Annotated in this window: 25 protein-coding genes; 8 read left to right on the forward strand and 17 right to left on the reverse strand. The window is 72.5% G+C overall.

Annotation, left to right across the window (positions count from 1 at the left end; all coding sequences use genetic code 11):
• Positions 1 to 17: 17 nt before the first annotated feature.
• Both M2163_RS15890 and M2163_RS15895 read right to left on the reverse strand, forming a co-directional pair.
• Entirely contained in the window at positions 18 to 1,952 is a 1,935-nt protein-coding gene (locus M2163_RS15890) for an FUSC family protein (protein WP_280894264.1), read from the reverse strand.
• Positions 1,953 to 2,138: 186 nt separating this feature from the next.
• Positions 2,139 to 2,903 (reverse strand): nucleotidyltransferase domain-containing protein, encoded by a 765-nt coding sequence (locus M2163_RS15895; RefSeq protein ID WP_280894265.1) that lies wholly within the window; start codon positions 2,901 to 2,903, stop codon positions 2,139 to 2,141.
• 160 nt (positions 2,904 to 3,063) lie between these two features.
• On the opposite strand from M2163_RS15895, the gene M2163_RS15900 reads away from it, so the two are divergent.
• Entirely contained in the window at positions 3,064 to 3,477 is a 414-nt protein-coding gene (locus M2163_RS15900; protein WP_280894266.1) for a RidA family protein, read from the forward strand.
• The gene (locus tag M2163_RS15905) at positions 3,474 to 3,929 is read left to right on the forward strand and encodes a GNAT family N-acetyltransferase (RefSeq protein WP_280894267.1); all 456 of its coding nucleotides are present in this window, start codon (positions 3,474 to 3,476) and stop codon (positions 3,927 to 3,929) included. Before M2163_RS15900 ends, M2163_RS15905 begins: the two co-directional genes overlap by 4 nt.
• A gap of 5 nt (positions 3,930 to 3,934) precedes the next feature.
• Here M2163_RS15905 and M2163_RS15910 read toward each other — a convergent pair whose 3' ends face one another.
• On the reverse strand, positions 3,935 to 4,654 hold the full coding sequence (locus tag M2163_RS15910; protein ID WP_280852120.1) for an aspartate/glutamate racemase family protein: 720 nt from the start codon (positions 4,652 to 4,654) through the stop codon (positions 3,935 to 3,937).
• Between the two features lie 5 nt (positions 4,655 to 4,659).
• Positions 4,660 to 6,129, reverse strand: a complete 1,470-nt coding sequence (locus M2163_RS15915) for an NCS1 family nucleobase:cation symporter-1 (protein ID WP_280894268.1) — start codon at positions 6,127 to 6,129, stop codon at positions 4,660 to 4,662.
• Between the two features lie 156 nt (positions 6,130 to 6,285).
• On the opposite strand from M2163_RS15915, the gene M2163_RS15920 reads away from it, so the two are divergent.
• Entirely contained in the window at positions 6,286 to 6,954 is a 669-nt protein-coding gene (locus tag M2163_RS15920) for a GntR family transcriptional regulator (RefSeq protein ID WP_280852118.1), read from the forward strand.
• Here the strand turns inward: M2163_RS15920 and pip are convergent.
• Positions 6,951 to 7,913 carry a prolyl aminopeptidase gene (pip, locus tag M2163_RS15925; RefSeq protein WP_280894269.1) on the reverse strand — a complete coding sequence of 321 codons (963 nt, stop codon included), beginning with the start codon at positions 7,911 to 7,913 and terminating at the stop codon, positions 6,951 to 6,953. The two genes, M2163_RS15920 and pip, sit on opposite strands and share 4 nt — an antisense overlap.
• A gap of 9 nt (positions 7,914 to 7,922) precedes the next feature.
• Positions 7,923 to 8,654, reverse strand: coding sequence for a uracil-DNA glycosylase (locus tag M2163_RS15930; RefSeq protein WP_280894270.1), 732 nt, complete (start codon positions 8,652 to 8,654; stop codon positions 7,923 to 7,925).
• 106 nt (positions 8,655 to 8,760) lie between these two features.
• Between M2163_RS15930 and M2163_RS15935 the strand changes: the two genes are divergently transcribed.
• Positions 8,761 to 9,474: an RNA-binding S4 domain-containing protein gene (locus M2163_RS15935; RefSeq protein ID WP_280894271.1), complete on the forward strand. Its 714-nt coding sequence runs from the start codon at positions 8,761 to 8,763 to the stop codon at positions 9,472 to 9,474.
• Between the two features lie 61 nt (positions 9,475 to 9,535).
• On the opposite strand, the gene M2163_RS15940 is transcribed toward M2163_RS15935, so the two are convergent.
• From M2163_RS15940 to M2163_RS15950, 3 genes are all read right to left on the reverse strand, one after another.
• Entirely contained in the window at positions 9,536 to 10,000 is a 465-nt protein-coding gene (locus M2163_RS15940; protein WP_280894272.1) for a DoxX family protein, read from the reverse strand.
• Positions 10,001 to 10,116: 116 nt separating this feature from the next.
• Positions 10,117 to 10,818 (reverse strand): class I SAM-dependent methyltransferase, encoded by a 702-nt coding sequence (locus tag M2163_RS15945; protein ID WP_280894273.1) that lies wholly within the window; start codon positions 10,816 to 10,818, stop codon positions 10,117 to 10,119.
• Positions 10,819 to 10,901: 83 nt separating this feature from the next.
• A complete protein-coding gene (locus M2163_RS15950; protein ID WP_280894274.1) occupies positions 10,902 to 11,801 on the reverse strand; it encodes an acyltransferase domain-containing protein in 900 nt (299 codons plus the stop codon).
• Positions 11,802 to 11,876: 75 nt separating this feature from the next.
• On the opposite strand from M2163_RS15950, the gene M2163_RS15955 reads away from it, so the two are divergent.
• The gene (locus M2163_RS15955) at positions 11,877 to 12,143 is read left to right on the forward strand and encodes a DUF6343 family protein (protein WP_280852111.1); all 267 of its coding nucleotides are present in this window, start codon (positions 11,877 to 11,879) and stop codon (positions 12,141 to 12,143) included.
• Positions 12,144 to 12,164: 21 nt separating this feature from the next.
• On the opposite strand, the gene M2163_RS15960 is transcribed toward M2163_RS15955, so the two are convergent.
• The 4 genes from M2163_RS15960 to rpsA all read right to left on the reverse strand — a co-directional run bounded on the left by M2163_RS15960 (position 12,165) and on the right by rpsA (position 15,875).
• Entirely contained in the window at positions 12,165 to 12,545 is a 381-nt protein-coding gene (locus M2163_RS15960; RefSeq protein WP_125194017.1) for a tetratricopeptide repeat protein, read from the reverse strand.
• Between the two features lie 50 nt (positions 12,546 to 12,595).
• Positions 12,596 to 13,213: a dephospho-CoA kinase gene (coaE, locus tag M2163_RS15965; RefSeq protein WP_280894275.1), complete on the reverse strand. Its 618-nt coding sequence runs from the start codon at positions 13,211 to 13,213 to the stop codon at positions 12,596 to 12,598.
• Between the two features lie 28 nt (positions 13,214 to 13,241).
• Entirely contained in the window at positions 13,242 to 14,180 is a 939-nt protein-coding gene (locus M2163_RS15970) for a PAC2 family protein (RefSeq protein WP_280852109.1), read from the reverse strand.
• A gap of 192 nt (positions 14,181 to 14,372) precedes the next feature.
• Positions 14,373 to 15,875 carry a 30S ribosomal protein S1 gene (gene rpsA / locus M2163_RS15975; RefSeq protein WP_053848553.1) on the reverse strand — a complete coding sequence of 501 codons (1,503 nt, stop codon included), beginning with the start codon at positions 15,873 to 15,875 and terminating at the stop codon, positions 14,373 to 14,375.
• 372 nt (positions 15,876 to 16,247) lie between these two features.
• Here rpsA and M2163_RS15980 point away from each other — a divergent pair, with 372 nt between their 5' ends.
• Together M2163_RS15980 and hrpB are read left to right on the forward strand one after the other, a co-directional pair.
• Positions 16,248 to 17,084, forward strand: a complete 837-nt coding sequence (locus tag M2163_RS15980; protein ID WP_280897264.1) for a class I SAM-dependent methyltransferase — start codon at positions 16,248 to 16,250, stop codon at positions 17,082 to 17,084.
• A 39-nt stretch (positions 17,085 to 17,123) separates the two neighbouring features.
• Positions 17,124 to 19,649 (forward strand): ATP-dependent helicase HrpB, encoded by a 2,526-nt coding sequence (gene hrpB / locus M2163_RS15985; RefSeq protein ID WP_280894276.1) that lies wholly within the window; start codon positions 17,124 to 17,126, stop codon positions 19,647 to 19,649.
• Here the strand turns inward: hrpB and M2163_RS15990 are convergent.
• The 3 genes from M2163_RS15990 to M2163_RS16000 form a co-directional block, all read right to left on the reverse strand.
• A complete protein-coding gene (locus M2163_RS15990; protein ID WP_280894277.1) occupies positions 19,639 to 20,622 on the reverse strand; it encodes a DUF3068 domain-containing protein in 984 nt (327 codons plus the stop codon). The genes hrpB and M2163_RS15990 overlap by 11 nt on opposite strands.
• 16 nt (positions 20,623 to 20,638) lie before the next feature.
• On the reverse strand, positions 20,639 to 20,773 hold the full coding sequence (locus M2163_RS15995) for an SPW_0924 family protein (RefSeq protein WP_107405601.1): 135 nt from the start codon (positions 20,771 to 20,773) through the stop codon (positions 20,639 to 20,641).
• 147 nt (positions 20,774 to 20,920) lie between these two features.
• The gene (locus tag M2163_RS16000; RefSeq protein ID WP_280894278.1) at positions 20,921 to 22,654 is read right to left on the reverse strand and encodes a lytic murein transglycosylase; all 1,734 of its coding nucleotides are present in this window, start codon (positions 22,652 to 22,654) and stop codon (positions 20,921 to 20,923) included.
• A 308-nt stretch (positions 22,655 to 22,962) separates the two neighbouring features.
• On the opposite strand from M2163_RS16000, the gene M2163_RS16005 reads away from it, so the two are divergent.
• Entirely contained in the window at positions 22,963 to 23,811 is an 849-nt protein-coding gene (locus M2163_RS16005) for a DUF4184 family protein (protein WP_280852105.1), read from the forward strand.
• Here the strand turns inward: M2163_RS16005 and M2163_RS16010 are convergent.
• Entirely contained in the window at positions 23,741 to 24,193 is a 453-nt protein-coding gene (locus M2163_RS16010; protein WP_280894279.1) for a hypothetical protein, read from the reverse strand. The two genes, M2163_RS16005 and M2163_RS16010, sit on opposite strands and share 71 nt — an antisense overlap.
• Between the last annotated feature and the right edge of the window lie 241 nt (positions 24,194 to 24,434).

Below are 24,434 nucleotides of genomic sequence, written 5' to 3' on the forward strand. Positions count from 1 at the left end.
GACGTCCGGCCGTAATGTCAGGCCGTGACGTCCCGCCGTGACTCCTGACCCGCGAGCGGGACTTCGGGCAGCCGCAGGCCCACGCGCACCCGTCCCTCGTCGAGCCGGCCCAGTTCGCCGAGGAGTTCGCTGAGCCGGTGGACCTGTTCGGAGCCGAGCCGCCCGGAGTCGTCGAGGTGGACGGCGCACGCGGTGGTCGTGTCGACGATCCGCTCCAGCACGGCGACGATCTCGTCGGCGCCCTCCGAGTGCCGGGCGAGCGCGGGCAGTTCGGCGGCGGCGAGCGCGATGGCGGTACGGGCCTCGGCGAGCGCGCGGTACGCCTCGCGGCGCAGGGTCCAGCGCAGGGCGCGGCCGTCCTCGGTGAACGTGTCCCGCAGGGCGGACCCGTTGCCTCGCCGGACGGGCCGCTCGGTCTCCCGCAGAACGTGCGCGAGGTACGCCTCCGCGGCCCCGCCCGCCGCGGCCAGCCGGGAGCGCACTCCCCCGCCCCGCTGCCCCGGCATCGGCAGATGCCCCACGACCAGCACGATGGCGCAGGCGAGCAGGGTCTCGGTGATGCGGCCGGCGGAGGCCTGGGGCTCGCCGCCGACCATCACGAGCGCCAGGACGAGGACCGTGACGACGGCGGTCTGCGCGGCGAAGTGCCGGGTGGCCACGGGAATGAGGGCCCCGCTGACGGCGACGAGCGCGATGAGTCCCTCGGGCCGCGGCAGCACGAGCGCGAACCCGGCGAAGACCAGAGCGCCCAGGACGGTCCCGGCGGCCCGGCACAGCACCCGGGAAGCGAGCGGTCCGAGGTCCGGCTTGACGAGGAAGACGGCCGTGGCGGGCAGCCAGTACCAGTGCGCGTGCTCCCCGTACCAGTGGGAGTGGTGCAGGGCCTGGGCCACGGCGACACTGGCCCCGAAGCAGAGGGCGACCCGCAGTCCGTACTCCCGCCCGCCGGCCCCGAAGACCGACCGCAGCAGGTCCCGGACGGTGCGCCGGCGCGTGTGCAGATCCCCGCCGCGCCCGCGGTCGAACGCCTCTGCGGCCCGCAGCAGCGCGTCGTCGAGCGCCCGCAGCGCGGGCCCGGACCGGTGGGGCGCGGGCAGCGGCCCGGTGTGCGTGTTCTCCCGTACGGCGGTGGCGAGCCGCCGGGGCCCCGCGGAGGCGCGTCCGGGCACCGCTTCCCCGGCCCAGGCGAGCGCGGTGGCCGCCTCGGCGAGCGGCAGCGCGGCCGCGTACTGCGCGTGCAGCCGCCGCTCGGCGGCCGAGCTGGCGTACCGCCGCAGCCGGGGCCCGGTGAGCGCGTCCTGCGCGTGGTCGAGAGCGGCGGTGAGCGCGACGCGGCGGGCGGTGGCGTGTTCGGTGCCCACGGCGTCGAGCAGGCCGGCGACGGCGTCGTACACCTCGGCGACGGCCTCCCGCTCGCCGTCGAACCGGAAGTCCCCGGTGAGGGCGCCGGGGGTGGGCAGCACGAGCCGCAGCGCGAGCAGCCAGCAGGCCCCGCCGAGATAGGCGACGGCCCGCAGCCACCCTTCCTCCGGCAACGGCATGCCCGCCCCGATCGCCGAGGCGACGAGCAGTTGGGTGCCGGCCGCGGAGGCGACGGGCCCGACGGCGCTGACGCCCCCGGCGAGCAGTCCGACCAGGGTGAGCAGGACGGTGAGGGTCACGGCCCCCACGTACTCCCCCGCGTACGTCCCGACGACCATTCCGACCGCGCCCGCGAGGGCGGGCACCCCGATCCTCCGCACGGAGACCCGGCGGCTGCCGGGCCGGTCGTTGATCCCGGCCAGCATGGCGGCGATGGCGGCGACGACACCGAGGGAGGTCTGCTCGGCGAGCACGGCGGCGAGCAGGAGGGGCCCGGCGGACAGGGCTCCCCGCGCGACCGCGTTCCAGGGGATCGGCCCCCGCTGGGCACGGAGGGCGTGAGCGAGCCAGGGCGGTGGGGCGAGTGACACGGGGCTCCTGTCGTCTGGTCGAGGCGGGGGTGTGCCTCCGGGCGACGGTGGCCGGGCGCTGGGCTGTGGTGTCCACGGTAAATCCCGTTCAAGGACGGGTCGGAACGCTTGTGTTACCCGCACGTGAAGATGCATGCAAAAGCCACGTTCTTTATGAACGCAACCCGGCCGAGGTCCGGGGACCGCTCAGCCGACCCTGTCGAACAGCTCCCGCATCTCCTCGACCGCGCGGACGGCCGAGTCGGGCGAGGCCGCCAGGGACTGGACGACCCGGTCGGCGTCCCGCAGCCCGGCCCGCTCCAGCAGCCGCTTCTCGTTCGTCACCCACTCCCCCCGCGCCGCCAGCACCGAGTGGCCCATCTGCACGGCGGCCGTGGCGAGGGCGCCGGCGGTCTCGGTGAGACGGCCGGCCGGGGCGTGATGCGCCTCGGTGTAGGCGAGGGTGAGGTGGGCGGTGTCGCGCCAGCGGGTGGCCGCGGAGGCGCGGAGCCGGGCCGGGTAGGCCGCTGGGCGGGGCAGAGTGCCCCTGAGGACCCGGTTGACGGCGAGCTCGGCCACGAGCAGGTAGGTGGGGATGCCCGCGAGATGGAACAGCAACGGCTCCACCCGGAAGCGCCCCTTTGCCGCCTCCGCCGTCTCCCGTTCCACCACGTCGAGGTCCCGGTAGTGCACGTCCACCCGGCGCCCGTCGATCGTCAGCCACGCGCCGCCGTTGAACACCCCGCCGCCCCAGCCGCCGATCTCGGACACCTCGCCCGGCCAGCCGACGGCACGCAGGTCGGCGGGGTCGAAGGCGCCGCGGTAGTAGACCGCCAGGTCCCAGTCGCTGTCCGGCCGTTCGGTGCCCTGGGCACGGGAGCCGCCGAGCGCCACGGCCCGCACGGCGGGGAGAGCGGCGAGGCGGTCCGCGGTGGTGTCGAGGAAGTCGGCGTCGGAGAGTTCGGGACACATGGGGCGCAGCGTACGGAGCCCCGCGTGCCCCGCTCCACGGATTTTGCCGTCGCCTCTCGAAGTCACGACGGCAGGGGGCGGGCCCGGAAATTCAGGTGCGGACCTGTCCCGCCGCCCACGATGATCGAAAGGCTGTCCGCCGTCCGCCACAGGAGTCCACGTGATCCAGCGCGTCACCGCCCCGGGCCTCTTCCCGCCGCCGACCTACTCCCACGCCTCGGTCGTCGAGGCCGGCACGAAGCTCGCGTTCCTCGCCGGGTCCGTTCCGCTGGACGCCGAGGGGAATCTCGTCGGGGAAGGGGATCCCGCGCGGCAGGCCGAGCAGGTGATCGCGAATCTCCGGGAGCAACTGCACGCCGTCGGCAGCGACTTGGAGCACGTGCTGGCGACCGATGTGCATGTCGTGAGCAGTGAGCCCGCGGTGCTGTCCACCGTGTGGGAGGTCGTCGAGGCGTCCGGGCTGAGCACCGGCCCGCATGCGTCGACGCTGATCGGGGTCGCCTGCCTCGGGTACACGGGCCAGCTGGTGGAGATCACGGCGACGGCCGTGGTGCCGGAGGTGCCGGCGCGGTGAGCTCGGTCGTCATCCGCCGGGCCGCCGCTCCCGACGCCTCCGCCACGGCCGACGTGTACCTGCGCTCCTTCGCCGCCGCGTTGCCGACGGTGGTGCGGCCACGGTCCGACGACGAGGTGCGCGGCTACATCCGGGACGTCGTCGTGCCCCTGCGGGAGACGTGGGTCGCCGAGGACTCCGCGAGCGGCGCGATCGTCGGGCTGATGGTCCTCGCCGACGACCTGCTGTCCCAGCTGTACCTCGACCCGGACTGGCGGGGGCGGGGCATCGGCGACCGGTTCGTCGCGCTCGCCAAGGAACGCAGTCCGCGGGGACTGAGCCTGTGGACCTTCCAGGTCAACGCACCGGCCCACCGCTTCTACGAGCGTCACGGCTTCGTCGAGGCCGAACGCACCGACGGCAGCGGCAACGAGGAGCGGGAGCCCGACGTGCGGTACGTCTGGCGGCCCTGACGCGATCAGCCCGGTCCCGCTCCCCACGCCCGCCTCTTCGGCACCGGCCTCGTCCAACCGCCCGCCCTGCTGGTGTTCAGGCCCAGCCCCACCAGCGACTCCGCCAGCTTCACGGCCGCGCCCACCCCGTCGACCACGGGAAGCCCCAGCTTCTCCCCCACGGTCCGCTGCAGCCCGGTCATCCCGGCGCACCCCAGCACCAGCACCTCGGCACCCGCCTCGCGCACCCGCTCGGCGGCCGTCAGGAACGCGGCCTGCGTGCGGTCGGCGTCGCCCAGGTCGAGGACTCCGAGTCCGGTCCCGACGACGGCGGCACAGTTGCGCCCCACCCCGGCCAGCTCCAGGCTGTCCTCGATCTGCCCGCACGACCGCTCCAGCGTGGTGACGACCCCGTAGCGCCGGCCGAGCAGACAGGCCAGATGGGCGGCGGCCTCGGTGATGTCGACGACCGGTACGTCCACCAGCTCCCGGACGCCCTCCCGTCCGTGCTCGCCGAAGCCGGCCATGACGACGGCGTCGTAGGAAGGACCCTCGTAGGTGCGCAGCAGGTCGATGACGGCCGCCGCGGAGAGATAGCTGTCGAGCCAGCCCTCCGCGGACTCGGGGCCCCACGCGGGGGTGAGTCCGAGCACGGTGGTGCCCGGGCCTGCCGCGGCCCGGGCACCTCGTACGATCTCCTCGGTCATCTCCTGCGTGGTGTTGCAGTTGGTGACGACGATCCGCACCTTTCTCAGACCTCCACGGCCTCGGGGACCGCACGAGCCGCTCGCTCGCCGCGGCACAGCAGCGCGTACAGGCCGGCCGCGAGGGCCGTACCGATGAACCAGGAGTACGGGGCCACGTCGCTGAAGGTCTTCACCAGGGCGAGGACACCCGCGACACCGGCCGCCGGCAGGAACGCCCACAGGGCCTTGGGGTTGACGCCCTTGCGGTAGTGGTAGCGGGAGCCGGGCTCGGCCCTGAAGAGTTCCTCGACGTCGACGCGGCCCTTCTTGACCCAGTAGTAGTCGAGCATGATCACACCGAACAGCGGGCCGAGGAAGGCGCCGAGGCCGCCGAGGAAGTAGTTGACGACCGTGGGGTTGGAGAAGAGGTTCCACGGGGTCACGACCAGGGCCGCGACCGTGCTGATCATGCCGCCGACCTTGAAGGTGATCTTCTGCGGCCAGACGTTGGCGAGGTCGTAGGCCGGTGAGACGAAGTTGGCGACGATGTTGACGCCCATGGTGGCGATGGCGAAGGTGAGCGCGCCCAGGACCATCACCCAGGTGTTGCCGACCTTGGCGACGAGCTCGGCCGGGTCGGTGATGGCCTGGCCCCAGACCTCCAGCGAGCCCGCGGTGACGATCACGGAGACGACCACGAAGGCCGTGGAGTTGATGGGCAGGCCCCAGAAGTTGCCGCGGCGGACGGTCCTGTAGTCCGGCGCGAAGCGGGAGAAGTCGCAGAAGTTGAGCATCAGCGTGCCGTAGGTGGCGAGGATCAGGCCGATCGCGCCGAACCACTGCCGCCACTGCTCGCCGAGCGACACCGGGTGCGGGGTGGTGGTGAGCGAGATGCTCCAGCCGGCCTTGGCCAGCACCCAGACCGCGAGGGCGATCATGACCAGCCAGATCGCCGGGCCGCAGAAGTCCTGGAACTTGCGGACCGACTCCATGCCCTGGCTGATGATCAGCGCCTGGATGAGCCAGAGGGAGACGAAGGAGACCCAGCCGAGCGCGTCGAGGCCGAGGAAGGAGCTGTGGGTCCAGGACTCCAGGCCCGGCCAGGCGGCCAGCAGCATCACGTTGACCGCGACGGAGGCCAGGTAGGTCTGGATGCCGTACCACATGATGGCGATCACGGCCCGGATCAGGGCCGGGATGTTGGCGCCCCACACACCGAAGCTGATGCGGCTGACCACGGGGAACGGCACGCCGTGGCGCTGGCCGATCCTCCCCATCCAGTTCATGCCGACGTAGATGAGCACGAAGCCGACGAGCAGGGAGGTGAAGACCTGCCAGACGTTCATGCCGAGGACCAGCAGACCGGCCGCGAAGGTGTAGTTGCCCAGGTTGTGGACGTCGGACATCCACATGGCGAAGAGGTCGAAGACCTTCCAGTTGCGCTTGCCCGCGGGGGCGAGGTCTTCGTTGGTGAGCCGGGGATCGGGGACGAACGCTGGCGTACCGGTGACTTCGGCACTGTCGGCGAGGGACACAGGGCCTCCAAGGACGGGGACAGGAGGATGGCGGCCGCCTGGCATCCAGTTTTGGTATACCAAACTGCCGACATGGTCCCGCCGTCAAGAGTTCCGACCGATGTCGCATCCGTTAACGCTTCGTAAAACAGCTCCGGCGTCGGCGAAGATGGCTGCATGAGCTCCACCACGAACATCGAGCCGCTCGGCGCCGTCCGCGAGCGCGTCCTGGCCACCCTGCGGCAGGAGATCATCGCCGGCGGACTGCGGCCGGGCGACCGGCTGGTCGAGCGGGAGCTCGCCGACCGCTTCGGGGTCTCCCGGGTGCCGGTACGCGAGGCGATCCGCGCGCTGGTCGCCGAGGGCTTCGTCCACTTCGAGACCCCGCGCCGCACGGTCGTACGCCGGCTGACCCCGAACGACGTCAGGGAACTCTTCGAGCTGCGCGAGGCGTTGGAGGTCTACGCGGCCGGTCTGGCCGCGGCCCGGGCGACCCCGGAGGATCTCGCCGAGGTGGAGCGGCTCCTGGACCTCGCGGCGACCGCGACCGAGGCGGGCGACGCGGAGACCATCACCGACGTCAACAGCCGTCTGCACGACAGCATCGTGGCGATGGCCCGCAACAGCCTGCTGGTCGAGGCTCTGGAACCGGTCGCCGGACGGCTGCGCTGGATGACCCGGCGCAACGAGGAATGGCCCCAACTCCTCGTCGAGCACCGCGACCTGTACGAGGCGATCGCCTCCGGCGACCCGGACCGCGCCCGCGCGCACGCCCTGGCCCACGTACGGACCAACTACGCGTCGACGGTACGGCAGTTGTTCGGGGACTCGGCCGAGCCGGTCTAGCGGGTCCGGGCGCGCGCGTACCTGTCCGTCGCCCGTACCAGCGCCTCGGCCGTTCCGGGGGTGCCGGGGCTGTGCCCCGCTTCGTCGATCACCGTCAACTCGCTGCCGGGCCAGGCGTGATGGAGCCGCCAGACGGTACCGAGGAGGTTGCCGAAGTCGAGGCTGCCCTGGACGAGGGTGCCGGGAATGCCCCGCAAGCGGGGCGCGTCACGCAGGACGACGCCGTCCTCGCCGAGGAAGTGGCCGTTGCCCCAGTAGTGGGTGACCGTACGGGCGAAGCCCGCGCGGAACACCGGGTCCTCGAAGCGCTCGACCGACCCGGGCGGGGCGGGAATGGTCGCCGTCTCCCAGTCCGTCCAGGCCCGCGCCGCCCGCTCGCGGACCTCCACGTCGGGTGATTCCAGCAACCGGTGGTACGCGGCGGCGAGGTTCCCGTTCCGCTCGGCGACCGGCACCTCACCGGCGAACCGTTCGAAGGCCTCGGGGAAGATCTTCCCCAACCCCCGTGTGAGCAGGGTGACTTCGGCGTCGGACCCGGTCGCGACCCCCGTCAGCACGATCTCCGTCACGGTCTCCGGATGCGTCTGCGCGTACCGCAGCCCCAGCACCGACCCGAACGAGATGCCCCACACCAGCCACCGCCCGATCCCCAGGTGCCGCCGCAGCAGCTCCAGGTCCGCGATCAGATGCGGCATGGTGTTGACGCTCATGTCGGTGCCGTACGCGCTCGCGTGCGGGGTCGACCGCCCGGCGCCCCGCTGGTCGAGCAGCACGATCCGGTACAGCGCGGGATCGAACAGCCGCCGCGCCCACGGAGTGCACCCCGACCCCGGCCCGCCGTGCAGCACCACCGCCGGCTTGCCGTCCGGATTCCCGCAGGTCTCCCAGTACACGCGGTTGCCGTCGCCGACATCGAGCATGCCGTGGTCGTAGGGCTCGATCTCCGGGTAGAGGGGCATCCGGCGACCCTAACCGTCGTACGGCGGCCTCGTCGCCTCGATTTCGGCGGTACGGTCCCGCAGTCCCGCCGCCTCGGCCGCCGTGCGCAGTACGTCCCGCAGCATCCCGGGCGTGAGCTTGCCGGTGAAGGTGTTGCGCTGGCTGACGTGGAAGCAGCCGAAGAGTTCGAGGCCGTCGAGCGGGACGCGCACCCCGTGCCCGAAGGCGGGCCGCGGCCGGGGCACGCTCCAGCCGGCCTCCGCGAAGGCGGGCAGCGCGGCCTGCCAGCCGAACGCGCCGAGCACGACGACGGTACGGAGCGTGGACCGCAGCAGGTGCAGCTCCTGGACCAGCCAGGGCCGGCAGGTGTCGCGCTCCGCGGGGGTGGGCTTGTTGGCGGGCGGGGCGCAGTGCACGGGTGAGGTGACCCGCACGCCGTACAGCTCCAGTCCGTCGTCCGCGGTCACGGCGGTCGGCTGGGAGGCGAGACCGATGTCGTACAGCGCCTGGTACAGCACGTCCCCGGAACGGTCGCCGGTGAACATCCGCCCGGTGCGGTTCCCGCCGTGCGCGGCCGGGGCCAGCCCGACGATCAGCATCCGCGCGTCCGCCGGCCCGAAGCCCGGCACCGGCCGCCCCCAGTACGTCCAGTCGGCGAACGCGGCCCGCTTGGTGCGGGCGACCTCCTCCCGCCAGTCCACCAACCGCGGGCAGGCACGACAGTCCGAGATACGGCGGTCCAGTTCGGCCAAGGCGTCCACGGGTCCACGGTACGGGCACCTCGCCAGGACGGCGGTGGCCGGGCCGGCGGGCACCGCCCGGAAAACCCGCCCGGGGTGCGCGGTCCCGGGTACTAAGGTCGGAACCATGGCTGTGGAACATGCGGACGACAACCGGACCGGTGGGACGGATCAGACCGGCACGACGGCCGACGCGAGTCCCGAGGGGCCGGATCCGAAGACCGCCGCCGCCGTCGCCGCCGCCGAGGCCGCCGGGCCGGGGGCCGGCGAGTCCGTGCGCACCGACAGCTGGATCTGGTCCGTGCGCCTGGTCAAGACCCGTTCCGCAGGAGCCGCCGCCTGCCGGGGCGGGCATGTGCATGTGAACGGCGAGCGGGTGAAGCCCGCCCATTCCCTGCGCGTCGGCGACGAGGTGCGCGTGCGTCAGGAGGGCCGGGAGCGGATCGTCATCGTCAAGCGTCTGATCCGCAAGCGGGTCGGCGCGCCGGTGGCCGTCCAGTGCTACGTCGACAACTCTCCCCCGCCGCCGCCCCGTGCCGCCGTCGCCCCCGTCGGTGTCCGTGACCGCGGCGCCGGCCGCCCCACCAAGCGCGACCGCCGCGAGCTGGAACGCCTGCGCGGCCTCGCGGAGGGCAGCCGCCGCGGCCGCTTCGCCGGGCCGAGCGGTCCCGGCGGCGCGGGCGACCCGAGCGACGCGGGCGATCCGAGCGACGCGCGCGGATCCGGCTCTCCTGACGGCGCGGGCGACGCGAACCCGACAGGGGGCTCGGGCAGGACACGTCGTCCGGACAGGGACCGGCAGCAGGCACCCCGTCCGGGAACCCGTCGGTCATCACGCTGAGGCCGGTGACCTCCCGCGAGGGCGGGGCACCGGCCTCGGCGCGATGACCGGGCGGGCTGTCTCATGCCCGTCGTCGCACCAGCCGCAGCAGGTCCGCGTTGTGCCGTCGCCGGGCCCAGGCGATCAGGGCGAGCGGGATGATCAGGATGAGCGGGGTCGCCGCGTTCTCCCCGTCGAAGCAGGTGAGCTGCACGACGAAGGCGCCCACCATCAGCCCGCTCAGCGCCACGGCCGCCACCGACTGCAGGACCGGGATCAACAGGGCGATCCCACCGGCCAGTTCGAGCACACCGATGGTGTACATCCCGGCGCTGCCCCAGCCCATCCTGTCGAAGCCCTCGGCGGCCGAGGGGTGCGCGATCAGCTTGGGGAGCGCGCTGGCGATCACGTAGAAGAGAGCGAGCACGACCTGCAGGGTGCGCAGGGCGATCCGGGCGCGGCGGCCACGGGCCGTCGAGGACTCGGCGACGACGGGGGCGGTGGCAGAAGCGGCGGCGTGGGTGACGGGGGCGGTGGTCTCGGACATCGGGGTCTCCTGCGGTAAGCGGTCCGTGCTGCTGTCGCAGAGGTAGACCCGCACCCGCACCCGAACTCATCGCCGCCGCACGCCCTTTTTCCCGCCGGACGCCGGGCCTCCTCAGCTCACTCCGTCACCACCACCGGCACCGCCCGCACCCATGTCCGGTCCTCCGTCAGATACCGGTCCGCTCTCAACCCCGCCTCCCCGAGCGCCTCCTCGAACCGCTCCCGCGTCAGGGGACGGACCCGGAAGGTCTGGGTCCAGGTGGCGTCCGGGAACTCGTACTCCGCGTGCACCGAGTTGACGCCCTGCGCCACCGGCTCCGAGGAGACGATCCGCACGGTGAAGCCACTGGGATCGACGCGCTCGCGCGGCAGATCCGTGTGGTAGTCCTCGCCCTCCCGCTGGATCAGCACGCAGCCGCCCGCCGCCACATGCCGGGCACAGGCGCGCAGCATCCCGCGCCGCACCTCCAGGTCGGCGTTGTGCACGAGGAACGACGCGAGCAGCACCACGTCGAACCTCTCGCCCAGGTCGAGGTCCTCGATCGGACCGCATATCGTGCGCGCCCCCCGCACGCGCTCCAGCATCTCGGCGGACTCGTCCACGGCGGTGACCGTGAACCCCCGCTCCACCAGCGGACCGGTCATGCGCCCCACGCCACTGCCCAGCTCCAGGATGCGCGCGCCCGCCGGCACCGCGGCGGCGATGATGTCGGGCTCCGCCCCCACGGGCAGCCGCGAGTAGAGCTCCACCGCGCATCCGTCCGGGGTGATCGCCCCGGGTCCCGTCCCCCGATGTCCCGCTCGCCTCTTCAGCTCCATGCCCGTCCAACGGCCCGTGTCCGCACGGCCGTTCCCCCGTCGCACAGGTTCACCCGTCCGAGTGACAGGGGAAACCAGCCGTGTCACAGGGGGAACCAGCCGTGCCCGATGTACCAGTGCCCGCCGGACCTCAGGTGGTCGCCGACGGCCCGTTCCAGCGCCGTCCGCCGCGGCAGGCTCTCCACCGACAGCTGCGGGTCCCCGAACACGAACTGCACCGGCTCGGTGTCCTCCGGCTCGACGTCCTGGGGGGCGATCCGGAAGCGCTCCTGGAAGCGCACGATGTTGGAGTCCGCGGGCAGGTACTGCTTCAGCTGCGGGTCGAGCAGCCAGGAATGACACAGCGCGGCGCGATACGGCTCCTCGGGGAAGTGCCGCGCGAAGAACTCCGCGGCCAGGGCCAGCGAGCGCTCGCAGGCCCGCGGTGACAGCGGTCCGAGGAAGTCGGGGATGTGCAGGCTCAGACAGGGCGTGCCGGGAGCGAGGTCGAGTCCGGCCGCGGTCAGTGTCCGGCTGTTCCAGCGCCCGTACCGCGTCCGCTCGAACTGGAGCCGGCCCAGCTGGTACAGCTCGCCCCGCGAGTGCCGGGTCAGCCAGCGCGGCGACTGCACGCCCGCCCTGCCGTAGCGCCTGCGGTGCACGGCCATGTTCCGCCCGAGGTCGGCGAGGGTGCGCCGGGACACCTCCTCCGGGATGCCGCGTGCACGGTGGTACGCGCGCGTGTGGGGCAGCGCGGCCACGAAGACGTAGGCGGGGAAGCAGCGTTGCAGGGCGCCGGCCGGCCAGTCGAGTTCGGGCAGGACGACCGGGTCGTCGGCCCTGCCGATGTCCCGGACGAGTTCGTCGACGGAGTGCTCCAGGAACCGCCGCAGTTCCGGATCGTCCATGACCCGTCGGCCCATCCGCACGAGTTCTCCCACGTCCTCGTGCGGTACGGCGAGTTCCACCAGCACCTCGGCCAGCTCGTCGGCGTCCGGAAGCACGTGGTCCCCCCTCTTCGGCCCGTTGGTCGACGTCCGCTTCGAAGAGTACGTTGCTGGGGAGGAGTGGTGATCCCGATGCGTACGGGCAGTGAGCCGACGACAGCGCGCAGTGCACTGCGGGCGCGGTTCTGGCTGAGCGTCTGGGGGCTTGTCTGGGCGACCTTCGGCACGGCCGCGTTCGCGCTGGCGGGCCGCCCCGGCTGGGCGATCGCCTGCGGAGTGCTCTGGCTGGTGATCACCGTCGACACGACGGTCATCCTCCGGCACATCCGGCAGGGCCCGCACTACCAGCCGGGCCCCGACATCCCGCCGTACCGCCCGCCGGAGAACCGTCCGAGGTAGCCGCCCCTGCGAGCCGTGCGCTCAGGAGTCGAACCGCGCCGCCTTCAGGAACTCGGGGTTCGGGTCCAGCGCGGCCGCCAGCCGGAAGTGCCGCCTGGCCTGGTCGGGACGTCCTTGCCGCTCGTAGGTGCGGGCGAGCGCGAAGTGGGCGAAGGCGTTGTCCGGTTCGCGCTCCAGGACGATGGTGAACTCCAGCTCGGCCGGCCGCAGCTGTGCGGCGGCGAAGAAGGCCCGCGCGCGCAGCAGCCGGGCCGCGGTGTTCTCCGGGTGGGCGGCGATGACGGAGTCGAGCAGCTTCACCGCGCCTCGCGGGTCCCGCGCGGAGAGCAACTGCTCGGCCGCGCGGTAGTCGATGACATGCGTCTCCGGAGTACGTCCGGTCGATCCGCTGGTCTCGGGCACGGCAAAGTCCTTCCCTCACTGGAAGGGTTCAACGCCCGGACGGGGGGACGCTATTCCTCGGACGTCCCGGAGGCACGCGCCCGGCGCACGAGCACGTCCCACACCTCCCGTACGCGTCGGTGCAGCTCGTCGAGGGGTACGTCGTTGTCGATCACGACGTCCGCGATGTCCAGGCGCTTCTCGCGCGTCGCCTGGGCGGCCATACGCGCGCGTGCGTCCTGTTCGGTCATGCCGCGCAGCCGGACGAGCCGGTCGAGCTGGGTCTCGGGGCTCGCGTCGACGACCACGACCAGGTCGTAGAGCGGCGCGAGGCCGTTCTCCGCGAGGAGCGGGACGTCGTGGACGACGACGGCGTCCTCGGCGGCGGCCGACTCCAGCTCCCGGGAGCGGGCGCCCACCAGGGGATGCACGATCGCGTTCAGCGCTGCGAGCCGCTCCGGGTCGGCGAAGACGATGGAGCCGAGTCTGGGCCGGTCCAGGCCGCCGTCCTCGGCGAGCACGTCCTCGCCGAAGGCCTCCACGACCGCGGCGAGGCCCGGTGTGCCCGGCGCGACGACCTCGCGCGCGATGCGGTCCGCGTCGATCAGGACGGCGCCGTGCTCCACGAGGAGCCTCGACACCTCACTCTTGCCGGCGCCGATACCGCCGGTCAGGCCCACCTTCAGCATGTCCGGAAGCCTAGACGCTCCCGGCGCGTCAGTTGTCGCCTTCCCGTTCCGCCAGGAAGCGCTCGAACTCCATCCCGATCTCGTCCGCCGACGGAATGTCCACGGGCTCGGCGAGCATGTTGCCCCTGGTCTCCGCGCCGGCCGCCGCGTCGTACTGGTGTTCCAGGCCCTGGACGAGGGCCACGAGGTCCTCGTCGCCCTCCTGGATCTGGCGGTCGATCTCGGTCTGGGTGCGGTGGGCGTCGGTGCGCAGGGCGTGGGCGACGCCGGGCAGGACCAGGCCGGTGCCGGCCGTGATGGCCTCCAGGACGGTCAGGGCCGCGTCCGGGTAGGGCGAGCGCGCGATGTAGTGCGGGACGTGCGCCGCGACGCCCAGGACGTCGTGGCCGGCCTCCATGAGCCGGTACTCGACCAGGGCCTCGGCGCTGCCGGGCACCTGGGCCTCCTCGAAGGGGCTGCGGTGGCCGGGGACGAGGTCGTGCCGGTTGCCGTGCGGGGTCAGGCCCACGGGGCGGGTGTGCGGGACGCCCATGGGGATGCCGTGGAAGTTCACCGACAGCCGGACGCCGAGCCGCTCCACGATCTGCTGGACGGCCGCGGCGAAGCGCTCCCACTCCACGTCCGGCTCCGGGCCCGACAGCAGCAGGAAGGGCGCTCCGGTGGCGTCCTGGACGAGCCGCACTTCGATCGTGGGCTCCTCGTACTCCGTCCAGCGGTCGCGCTTGAAGGTGAGCAGCGGACGGCGGGCGCGGTAGTCCACGAGCCGGTCGTGGTCGAAACGGGCCACGACCTGGTTCGGCAGCGAGTCGAGCAGCCGGTCGACGATCTGGTCGCCGGTCTCGCCCGCGTCGATGTATCCGTCGAAGTGGTAGAGCATGACCAGGCCGGCCGACTCCTGGGCGAGCGCCATGTCGACGACGGCCAGGCCCTTGGGCTCCCATGCGTACAAACCCTGCGGATCAAGCACAGTGACCGCTCCTCCTCGTGTTCGTACTGCACAACACGCCCTGGAACAGCGGCATTCCCACTCGGGCCCCGGAAACTCCTCAGGGGCGCGGGGAACCGCGCGACCGGCCCCATCGACTCGCGGACGAAACACTGAGGGACCGCACCCCGAAAGGTACGGCCCCTCAGTCAGGAGCTACAGCTCAGTGAGCGTTCAGCTCTGGCCGCCGGCCAGCTTCTCGCGGAGCGCGGCGAGCGCCTCGTCCGAGGCCAGCGCACCGGAGGTGTCCGCGCCCTCGGAGGAGTACGAACCGCCACCGCCGCCCGCGGCCGGAGCCGCACCGGCCGCGTCCCCGCCCTCGGCCGCAGCAGCGGCGTCGGCCTCGCGGGACTTGATGACCTGCTGCTGGTGCTGCTCGAAGCGGGTCTGCGCCTCGGCGTACTGGTGCTCCCACGCCTCGCGCTGGGTCTCGTAGCCCTCGAGCCAGTCGTTGGTCTCGGGGTCGAAGCCCTCGGGGTAGATGTAGTTGCCCTGGTCGTCGTACGACGCGGCCATGCCGTACAGGGTCGGGTCGAACTCGACCGTCGCCGGGTCCGAACCGAAGGCCTCGTTGGCCTGCTTCAGCGAGAGGCTGATGCGACGGCGCTCGAGGTCGATGTCGATGACCTTGACGAAGATCTCGTCGTTGACCTGGACGACCTGCTCCGGGATCTCCACGTGGCGCTCGGCCAGCTCGGAGATGTGGACCAGACCCTCGATGCCCTCGTCCACGCGGACGAACGCACCGAACGGAACCAGCTTCGTGACCTTGCCGGGCACGACCTGGCCGATCTGGTGGGTGCGGGCGAACTGCTGCCACGGGTCTTCCTGGGTCGCCTTCAGCGACAGGGAGACACGCTCGCGGTCCATGTCGACGTCGAGGACCTCGACGGTGACTTCCTGGCCGACCTCGACAACCTCGGAGGGGTGGTCGATGTGCTTCCAGGAGAGCTCGGAGACGTGGACCAGACCGTCGACGCCACCCAGGTCCACGAAGGCACCGAAGTTGACGATCGAGGAGACCACACCGGAGCGGACCTGACCCTTCTGGAGGGTCGTGAGGAACGTCTGGCGGACCTCGGACTGGGTCTGCTCCAGCCAGGCACGGCGGGACAGGACCACGTTGTTGCGGTTCTTGTCCAGCTCGATGATCTTGGCCTCGAGCTCCTTGCCCACGTAGGGCTGGAGGTCGCGAACGCGGCGCATCTCGACCAGGGAGGCCGGGAGGAAGCCACGGAGGCCGATGTCGAGGATGAGACCACCCTTGACGACCTCGATGACGGTACCGGTGACGATCCCGTCCTCTTCCTTGATCTTCTCGATGGTGCCCCAGGCACGCTCGTACTGGGCGCGCTTCTTCGAGAGGATCAGGCGGCCTTCCTTGTCCTCCTTCTGGAGGACGAGGGCCTCGATCTCGTCACCGACGGCGACGACCTCGTTGGGGTCGACGTCGTGCTTGATCGAGAGCTCGCGGCTCGGGATAACGCCTTCGGTCTTGTAACCGATGTCGAGCAGGACCTCGTCCCGGTCGACCTTCACGATGACGCCGTCGACGATGTCGCCGTCGTTGAAGTACTTGATCGTCTCGTCGATCGCGGCGAGGAAGGCTTCCTCGTTACCGATGTCGTTGACCGCTACCTGCGGGGTGGTTGCGGTGGTCTCGGTGCTGCTCGTCATGTGGGAAAGGGCTCCGGTACGGACATTGAAGTCGTAGGTACTGCTTACGCCGGGAGCCCGTTTCGCTCTGCAGAAGCCGGACAGCCAAGGAAGCGCCACTCAAAACCACTGGTGGCGCCTCGACAACCGAGGGGACATACAACAGATGCGAGCGCAGCCTGCTACGTCTGAGGTGCGCAGGCCCGCAGCGCAACTTGTAGCATACGGGGGCAGCCGGACAGGGTCAATGCGCGAAGGCGCACACCCGGGGCGGATCGCCGCATACCCGGCACAAAACCTGTCCCACGAGGCCACGCGCGCGTGACCGCGCCCCATTTATGACGGCCGGGACGGGTCGGACGGAAGAGCCCGCAGACTAATACGAGGGAGCCGATCATCCAAGAGCCCGCATCACACCCGCAGGAGTCCGGCCCGGACGCGGAGTCGCAGGCCACCCGGCGTGACGCGGACGTCACCGAGAGCGCCCGGGCCAACCGGGGCTGGTGGGACCGCAACGCGGACGAGTACCAGATCGAGCACGGCACCTTCCTCGGCGACGACCGCTTCGTGTGGGGCCCCGAGGGCCTCGACGAGGTGGAGGCCGAGCTGCTGGGCCCGCCCGAGGACCTCAAGGGCAAGGACGTCCTGGAGATCGGCGCCGGCGCCGCCCAGTGCGCGCGCTGGCTGGCCGCCCAGGGTGCCCGCCCGGTCGCCCTCGACATCTCCCACCGCCAGCTCCAGCACGCGCTGCGCATCGGTACGTCCTTCCCCCTGGTGTGCGCCGACGCCGGCGCGCTGCCCTTCGCGGACGGCTCCTTCGACCTGGCGTGCTCGGCGTACGGCGCCCTGCCGTTCGTCGCCGACCCCGTGCTGGTCCTCAAGGAGGTGCGCCGGGTCCTGCGCCCGGGCGGCCGCTTCGTCTTCTCGGTGACGCACCCCATCCGCTGGGCCTTCCCGGACGAGCCCGGCCCCGAGGGCCTGTCGGTCTCCGCCTCCTACTTCGACCGCACTCCCTACGTCGAACAGGACGAACAGGGCCGCGCGGTCTACGTGGAGCACCACCGCACGATCGGCGACCGGGTGCGTGACGTGGTCGCCGGCGGCTTCCGTCTGGTCGACCTGGTGGAGCCCGAGTGGCCGGTGTGGAACACCTCGGAGTGGGGCGGCTGGTCCCCGCTGCGCGGCAACCTGATCCCGGGCACCGCGATCTTCGTGTGCGAACGGGACTGACGCGCGAGGGCGTCCGGGCGGCCGTACGACACTAGGGGCGTGATCCGTTACGACGCCCTCGACGCGCTGCCCGTCCGCAGTGCCCTGCCCGCGCTGGGCGACGCCCTGGAGGAGCACGGCACGGCGGTCCTCGTGGCGCCGCCCGGCACCGGCAAGACCACCCTCGTGCCGCTGGTCCTCGCGGGCCTGCTGGACTCCGGCGCACCCGCGCGGAGGGTCGTCGTCGCCGAGCCCCGCCGGATCGCCGCCCGCGCGGCCGCCCGGCGGATGGCGTGGCTGCTGGGCGAGCAGGTCGGCGCGAGCGTCGGGTACACCGTGCGCGGCGAGCGGGTGGCCGGAGCGCACACGCGCGTGGAGGTCGTCACGACGGGGGTGCTGCTCCAGCGGCTCCAGCGCGACCAGGAACTGGCGGGCGTCGACGTGGTGGTCCTCGACGAGTGCCACGAGCGTCATCTGGACGCCGACACGACGGCGGCCTTCCTGTGGGACGTACGGCAGGCCCTGCGTCCGGAGCTGCGGCTGGTGGCCGCGTCCGCGACGACCGACGCGCAGGGGTGGGCGCGGCTGCTGGGCGACGCGCCCGTGGTCGAGGCGGAGGGCGTCTCGCACCCGGTGGAGGTCGTGTGGGCGCCGCCCGCGCGTCCCGTACGGCCGCCGCACGGCATGCGGGTCGATCCCGCGCTGCTCACGCACGTGGCGTCGGTGGTACGGCGGGCGCTGACCGAGCGGTCGGGGGACGTGCTGTGCTTCCTGCCGGGCGTGGGCGAGATCGCGCGGGTGGCCGGGCAGCTGGGCGGTCTCGGTGACGTGGAGGTGCTCCAGGTGCACGGGCGGGCGCCGGCGGCCGTGCAGGACGCGGTGCTGGCGGTCGGCGAGCGGCGCCGGGTGGTGCTCGCGACCTCCGTGGCCGAGTCGTCGCTGACCGTGCCGGGGGTGCGCGTGGTCGTCGACTCGGGGCTGGCGCGGGAGCCGCGCGTCGACCACGCGCGCGGGTTGAGCGCGCTGGCGACCGTGCGGGCCTCGCAGGCCGCCGGCCGGCAGCGGGCGGGCCGGGCCGGGCGGGAGGCGCCGGGCGCGGTGTACCGGTGCTGGACGGAGGCCGAGGACGCCCGGCTGCCGCGTTTCCCGGCGCCCGAGATCAAGGTGGCCGACCTGACGGCCTTCGCGCTCCAGGTGGCCTGCTGGGGCGATCCGGACGCGTCCGGCCTCGCCCTGCTGGATCCGCCGCCGGTCGGGGCGATGGCGGCCGCGCGGTCCGCGCTCACGGCGGTGGACGCGGTGGACCCGGCGGGGCGTGCCACGCAGCGGGGTGTCCGGCTGGCGCGGCTGGGGCTGCATCCGCGGTTGGGGCGGGCCCTGCTGGACGCGGCCGGGTCGGTCGGAGCCGGGCGCGCCGCCGAGGTGACCGCGCTGCTGAGCGAGGAGGCGCCGCGGGAGTACGGGGACGACCTCGCGGGCGCGTTGCGGGCGGCCCGGCGCGGGGGTGACGCCTACGCGGCGCGGTGGCGGGCGGAGGTGCGGCGGCTGCGGGGCGTCGTGACGGAGTCCGCGCCCGGGTCCGCTCCGGGTGGCCACCGTGCGGCGGACACCGGCGAGGACGGCGTCGCCGGGCTCGTGGCCGCCCTCGCCTTCCCCGAGCGCGTGGCGCGGAAGGACGGCGGCTCCTTCCTCATGGCGTCCGGCACCCGCGCCGAGGTGTCCGAGGGCTCCCCGCTGCGCGACGCCCCCTGGATCGCCGTGGCCGTCGCGGACCGTCCTGTCGGCAGGGGGCACGCACGCGTGCAGCTCGCCGCCGTGCTCGACGAGGACACGGCCAGGTCGGCGGCGGCCTCGCTGCACTCCGAGCGCCAGGAGGTCCACTGGGCCGACGGGGACGTCGTGGCGCGGCGGGTGGAGCGGCTCGGGGCGATCGAGCTCACGGCACGGCCCCTGAGGGACGCCGACCCCCTCCTCGTACGCGAGGCGCTTGTCGAAGGGCTCCGCCAGGAAGGGCTGGGGCTGCTGCGGTGGACGCCCGACGCGCTGGTCCTGCGGCAGCGGCTGGCGTTCCTGCGCCACCACCTCGGCGACCCGTGGCCCAACGTCTGCGAGGACGCGCTCCACGCGCGCGTGGACGAGTGGCTGGAGCCCGAGCTGAGCCGGGCCCGGCGCCGGGCCGACTTGGCGCGCATCGACGCCGGACAGGCGCTGCACCGGCTGCTGCCCTGGGCGTCCGGCGAGGCCACGCGGCTCGACGAGCTGGCGCCCGAGCGGATCGCCGTGCCGAGCGGGTCCAGGATCCGGATCGACTACGGCACCCCCGAACAGCCCGTCCTCGCGGTGAAGCTGCAGGAGATGTTCGGGTTGCAGGAGTCGCCGCGGATCGCCGGTGTGCCCCTCCTGGTGCATCTCCTGTCCCCCGCCGGGCGCCCCGCCGCGGTCACCGCCGACCTCGCCTCCTTCTGGAAGGACGGCTACAAGGGCGTGCGGGCGGAGCTGCGCGGCCGGTATCCGAAGCATCCGTGGCCGGAGGATCCGGCGGGTGCCGAGCCGACGCGGCACACCAGCGCGCGGCTCAGGCGGTGACCGGTTCGGGTTCGTCGACCTTCGCGGGTACCGGGCGGCGACCGCGGGCTTCGAGCAGCAGCGCGAGCGCCAGCAGCAGGACGCCGAGTGCCAGGAAGCCCCACGGCAGGTAGGAGGTCATGAGGAGGACGAGGGTGCGGTTCGACTTGACCAGGTCGACGGTGTGCCTGATGTAGTCCTCGCGCATCTTGACGTCGCCGGCGAAGACCGTCACCTTGTCGCGGTCTCCGAGCAGGGTGCCGCCGCGCAGTTCCTCCTTGTGGAGTTCCTCGCCGTAGACGGGGGCGCCGGTGACGGGCTCGACCCAGAACTTGCGGACGGTGGTGTACCAGCGGGTGGTGCCGGTCCTGGCGATGGACTCGGGGGTGATGCCCTGGACCGGCATGGTCTTGGGGAAGGGCACCTTGGTCCAGGGGATGGTCTGCTCGAAGTAGTAGACGTCGAGGCCGCGGAAGTCCTGGGTGCCCTTGTAGTGGATGGGGGCCGAGGTGCGGGCCTGGGCGTCGAAGTACTCGTAGTCCCGTTTCTCGGTGAGGAAGGGCCACTTGAACTCGATGCCCTCGCGCCTGACGGGGTCGCCGTCGACCATCTCGCCGGTGGCGTGGACGGGGTCCTGGCTGTGGGCGTCGAAGATGTAGCGCTCGGGGATCTTGGAGACCATCTTCCCGTCGGGCCCGACGACGTAGGACAGTCCGTCCCAGACGACGACGTCCTTCCCTGCCGTCTTCTCGATCTTCTCCGAGGCCTCCACGTTGCCCTTGAGGGTCTGCACGATGGTGATCTTGGAGACCTTCTTCGCGGTCATCGAGCCGTAGTCGATGAGGGTGGCGTCCCTGGCCTCCAGGACCATGTCCTGGTACTGGTTCGCGGGGATCTTGGCGAGGCGCGGGAAGGCGTACCAGCGCAGCAGCGGGGACAGCGCCGCGAAGAACACGGCGAGGGCGAGCAGGACCAGGCTGGTCTTGCGGCGCATCTCGGCCTCCCGGGGGTCACGGGTGTGCGGGCACCGTGGTCAGCAGCGGCTTCGGGGACGTCTTGCCGGTCGGCGTGCCGAGTGCGGTGATGGTGAGGACCAGTGCGAACGCGAGGGCGAGGCCGGTCGCGGCGGCGATGAGGGCGCGCATGTCCACCTCCCGGCGCACGGGAACTGATACATCGTCAGGTCCCGGCACGGTAGCAACGGGCGGGCGAGATGAGAACAGCTCGCGCACGCACGAAGGGCGCCCTGTCCGCCGTGGCGGAAAGGACGCCCTTCGAGATGGGTCCGGTGCTTACGACGCGCTGGGGCTCGGCGAGGGGCTCGCCGGGGCGTCCGTGGAGGTGTCCGTGGCGGCCGCCACGGTCAGCGTCACGTCGAGTGTCGCGCCGCCCGCGGTGGTGATGCGGAGCAGATAGGTGCCGGTGGTGTCGTCGGCGTAGAGCTGCGGCAGCTTCAGCAGGCCGTCCGCGTCCGTCGTCAGACCCGTCAGGGTGCGGACGGTCTTGCCGTCGGCGTCCTTGAAGTAGGGGCCCTTGTCGTTCGCGGTGGCGTCGTCGGCCGACTTGATCAGGGTCGCGGTGGCGGCGACCTTGTCCGCGACGGCGTCCTTGTAGGTGGCCTTGACCTGGACGGCGTCGGTGAACTGGCCGCCCGGAGTGCAGGTCAGCGCGGTGTCGCCGGTGCGGACGAGGGCGTCGGCGACGCGCTGGGTCACGGTGGCCGAGTAGATCGGGCCGGTGACCGTACGGCCGATGAGCGTCGCCCTGACCGCGAAGCTGCCGGTGGTCTCGCCGGCCTGGAGCGCGGGCGCGGTGGCCACGCCGGAGGCGTTGGTGAGGGCGGTGGCGACCTTCTCGCCGCCGGCGAAGGTGGCGTCGGTGTCGCCGACGATCGTGTAGCGGATCCGGACCTTGGCGACGCCCTTGCCGGCCGCGTTCTCCGCCTTGGTGCTGATCTTCTCGGAGAACGCGTCGCCCGCCATGGCGGTCAGCTTCGCGGTGCCCGAGTCCTCCAGGTGGTCCACCGACTGGGTGGGGGTGACCGGAGTCGAGGGCGGAGTGGTCGGGGTCCCCGACGGGGGCGGAGTGGTCGACGGCGGGGTCGTGCTCGGCGAGCCGGGCGTGGTCGGCCTCGGCGTGTGCGGCGCGCTCGGAGTCGAGGGCGAGGACGGCGAGGTGGTCGAGCCGCTGCCGCCGTCGCTGCGGTTGCCCGGGAGGGTGCCGGTGCCGTCGGGGATCTCGTGGGTGCCCTTGCGGAAGTACTCCAGCCACGAAAGGACCGTGTTCACGTAGTGCCGCGAGGGGTTGTAGCTGAGGATCGCCCGGTCCAGGTCGGCGCTGTCCGACAGGTCCCAGCTGTAGCGGCACAGGTAGTGACCGGTGGCGAGAGCGGCGTCGTAGATGTTGTTCGGGTCCTTCACCCCGTCGCCGTTGCCGTCGCGGCCGGCCCACGCCCAGGTGGACGGGATGAACTGCATGGGACCGACGGCCGAGTCGTAGGCGGTGTCGCCGTCGTAGGCACCGTTGTCGGTGTCCTTGATGAGCGCGAAGCCGTTGCCGTCGAGCTGGGGACCGAGGATCTTGGAGGTGGTGGTGCCGTCCGCGTCGACCCGGCCGCCGCGGGCCTGGCCCGACTCGACCTGGCCGATGGCGGCGAGGAGCTGCCAGGGCAGGTTGCAGCCGGGCTTGGACTCCTGGAGTTCGGCCGCCGCCTTCTTGTAGGCGTCGAGCACGGTCGCGGGTATGCCCGCCGTGGACTCGACCGGAGAGGTGGTGGAGGTGCCGTCGGTCGGCGCGGGGCTCGGGGTGTTCAGCGGCGGCAGGTCCGTGTAGTACGGCGAGTTGCCGGTCGCGCCGTCACCGGTGGCCTCGTCGGGAGAGGGCTGGGCGTCGGCGGCGGTGGATCTGCCGTGGTCGTCGACGGTGGCTCCCGGAGCCTGGGAGGCGGACAGTGCCGCGACCGCGGCCGCGGCCACGGCGGTGGTCACCGCTCCCTTGCGCAGCCTCCTGCCGAATTGCGCCGCCATAAAGTGAACCCCTCCTGTGGACGCCCGAGCGCCCTTCTCCGTCTGTCGCTCTCGTCCAGTTGTGACGGTCGAACCGTCCTGGAGGTTGCCCCTGTGACGCGCGGCAATTCCTGATTCGCACGTTCGACCGAGCTCCCCAGCGCGGTGACCCGTGTGACCCTACGACAACTTCCTTTCCTCGGACACCGGTTCGTGCCCGATATTCACCGGTTGGCCATGTTCGATCGGTGCGGGTTCGCGTCGCCCATACTGGAGGGGACCGATCACCCGGGCCGCCGCCCGGCCAACACCCGCCGCGAGGAGCCCCGTTGCCGTTCACCCTGAGCCACGCGGCGGCGGTACTGCCCGCGGTGCGCACCGACGGAACGGGCCGGGGCCGACTGGTTCCGGCCGTGCTCGTGGCCGGATCCTTCTCGCCCGACATGACCTACTACGCGGCAAGTGTCGTGTCCGGGGCGATGGAGTTCGGCACCGTCACCCACTCCTTCCCGGGCGTCCTCACGATCGACGTGCTCGTCGCCTGGGCGCTGGTGGGGCTGTGGCTGCTGCTGCGAGAGCCGCTGGTGGCCCTGCTGCCGCGAAACCGACAGGGCAGGGTGGCGGCGCTGCTGCGCTGCGGGGCGCCACGCGCACGCGTGCGTACGGCACTGGCCGTGCGCTGGTACGCCTCCGCCGTGGTCGGAGCGCTGACCCATGTCGTGTGGGACGCGTTCACCCATCACGACCGGTGGGGGGTGCGGCTGTTCCCCGTCCTGGGCCGGGAGCTGGCCGGGTCCCCTCTGTACTGGTACCTCCAGTACGGCGGTTCGGCGCTGGCCGCGGTGGTGCTCGCCGTGTTCTGCGGGTACGCCCTGCGCCGCGCGCCCGCGGCGGCCGGGCCGCTCGGTGTCCCCGCGCTGTCGGTGCGGGACCGATGGTGGGCCCTGGCCGTGATCGGCGGGTGCATGACGGTGGCCGCGCTGCAGCGGGCCTCGCGGTGGTGGGCGTACTGGGGCTCCACCGCAAAGCCCTGGGAACTGATCCCGACCCTGTGCTTCGGCGCGGGCGCCGGGCTGGTGCTCGGGGTGCTGCTGTACGCCGCGGGCGTCAGGCTGTGGCGTCCGGCCCCGGTGTCCGGCGCCGGCCGGGAGGAGGCCGGTCTCCCGCTCGCTCGCTGACGGCGTCCACGGCCGCGGGCGCGATGAACACCGTCATGGTGGGCATCGGACGGGACCGGGGCAGCAGGGTGAGGGCGAGAGCGAGATAACCGAGCGCCAGCTCGGCCCACAGCCGAGGGCCGGAGGGCTCCTCTGCCACGGCGTCCCGGTCGCGGCGGGTGACGCGGTGCCGTAGCTCTGCGGCGGCGTGGCGCAGGGGACCGAGGCGAGCCCTTGCACGCGCCCGGTGCAGGAAGGTCGCCAGGTCGAAGGGGATGCGGGCGGTGCTTGCGGCGGCCGCGTGGGCCGAAACCGGGGGGCGTACGGACGGGGCCTGCTCGGCGTGCGCCTGTGCCTGCGCCCGTCCGGGGGCCGCCCGGCGGTGAAGCATGCGTATACCCATGACGGCATCCTGGCCGGGGCGCGGGGGGAGGGGGCGGTTGGGGGGTCCACGCGAGTGACGGGGCCTCCGGCGGTTGGGCGGGGCGCCTAGGGGGTGCCGGGTTCGGTGGTGGGGCGGGTGCGGGTCCGTCGTTGCTTGTCGCGCAGTTCCCCGCGCCCCTGGGTAGGCGCAGTCACCGGCGCCACGACGGGCCGTTCGTCACCTCGTCCGCCGCGACGAACCGTTCGCCGAACCGCGCGCC

Origin of the sequence: Streptomyces sp. SAI-135, assembly GCF_029893805.1 — a bacterium.
GTDB lineage: Bacteria > Actinomycetota > Actinomycetes > Streptomycetales > Streptomycetaceae > Streptomyces.

Bases quoted from the DNA above. Each gene is read 5' to 3' on its own strand.
- pip (WP_280894269.1), bottom strand. From the start codon at position 7,913: ATGCCCCTCTACCCGGAGATCGAGCCCTACGACCACGGCATGCTCGAT.
- M2163_RS15935 (WP_280894271.1), top strand. From the start codon at position 8,761: ATGGCTGTGGAACATGCGGACGACAACCGGACCGGTGGGACGGATCAG.
- M2163_RS16010 (WP_280894279.1), bottom strand. From the start codon at position 24,193: ATGGGTATACGCATGCTTCACCGCCGGGCGGCCCCCGGACGGGCGCAG.
- rpsA (WP_053848553.1), bottom strand. From the start codon at position 15,875: ATGACGAGCAGCACCGAGACCACCGCAACCACCCCGCAGGTAGCGGTC.
- M2163_RS15945 (WP_280894273.1), bottom strand. From the start codon at position 10,818: ATGGAGCTGAAGAGGCGAGCGGGACATCGGGGGACGGGACCCGGGGCG.
- M2163_RS15895 (WP_280894265.1), bottom strand. From the start codon at position 2,903: ATGTGTCCCGAACTCTCCGACGCCGACTTCCTCGACACCACCGCGGAC.
- M2163_RS15940 (WP_280894272.1), bottom strand. From the start codon at position 10,000: ATGTCCGAGACCACCGCCCCCGTCACCCACGCCGCCGCTTCTGCCACC.
- coaE (WP_280894275.1), bottom strand. From the start codon at position 13,213: ATGCTGAAGGTGGGCCTGACCGGCGGTATCGGCGCCGGCAAGAGTGAG.
- M2163_RS16000 (WP_280894278.1), bottom strand. From the start codon at position 22,654: ATGGCGGCGCAATTCGGCAGGAGGCTGCGCAAGGGAGCGGTGACCACC.
- M2163_RS15990 (WP_280894277.1), bottom strand. From the start codon at position 20,622: ATGCGCCGCAAGACCAGCCTGGTCCTGCTCGCCCTCGCCGTGTTCTTC.
- M2163_RS15955 (WP_280852111.1), top strand. From the start codon at position 11,877: ATGCGTACGGGCAGTGAGCCGACGACAGCGCGCAGTGCACTGCGGGCG.
- M2163_RS15995 (WP_107405601.1), bottom strand. From the start codon at position 20,773: ATGCGCGCCCTCATCGCCGCCGCGACCGGCCTCGCCCTCGCGTTCGCA.
- M2163_RS15920 (WP_280852118.1), top strand. From the start codon at position 6,286: ATGAGCTCCACCACGAACATCGAGCCGCTCGGCGCCGTCCGCGAGCGC.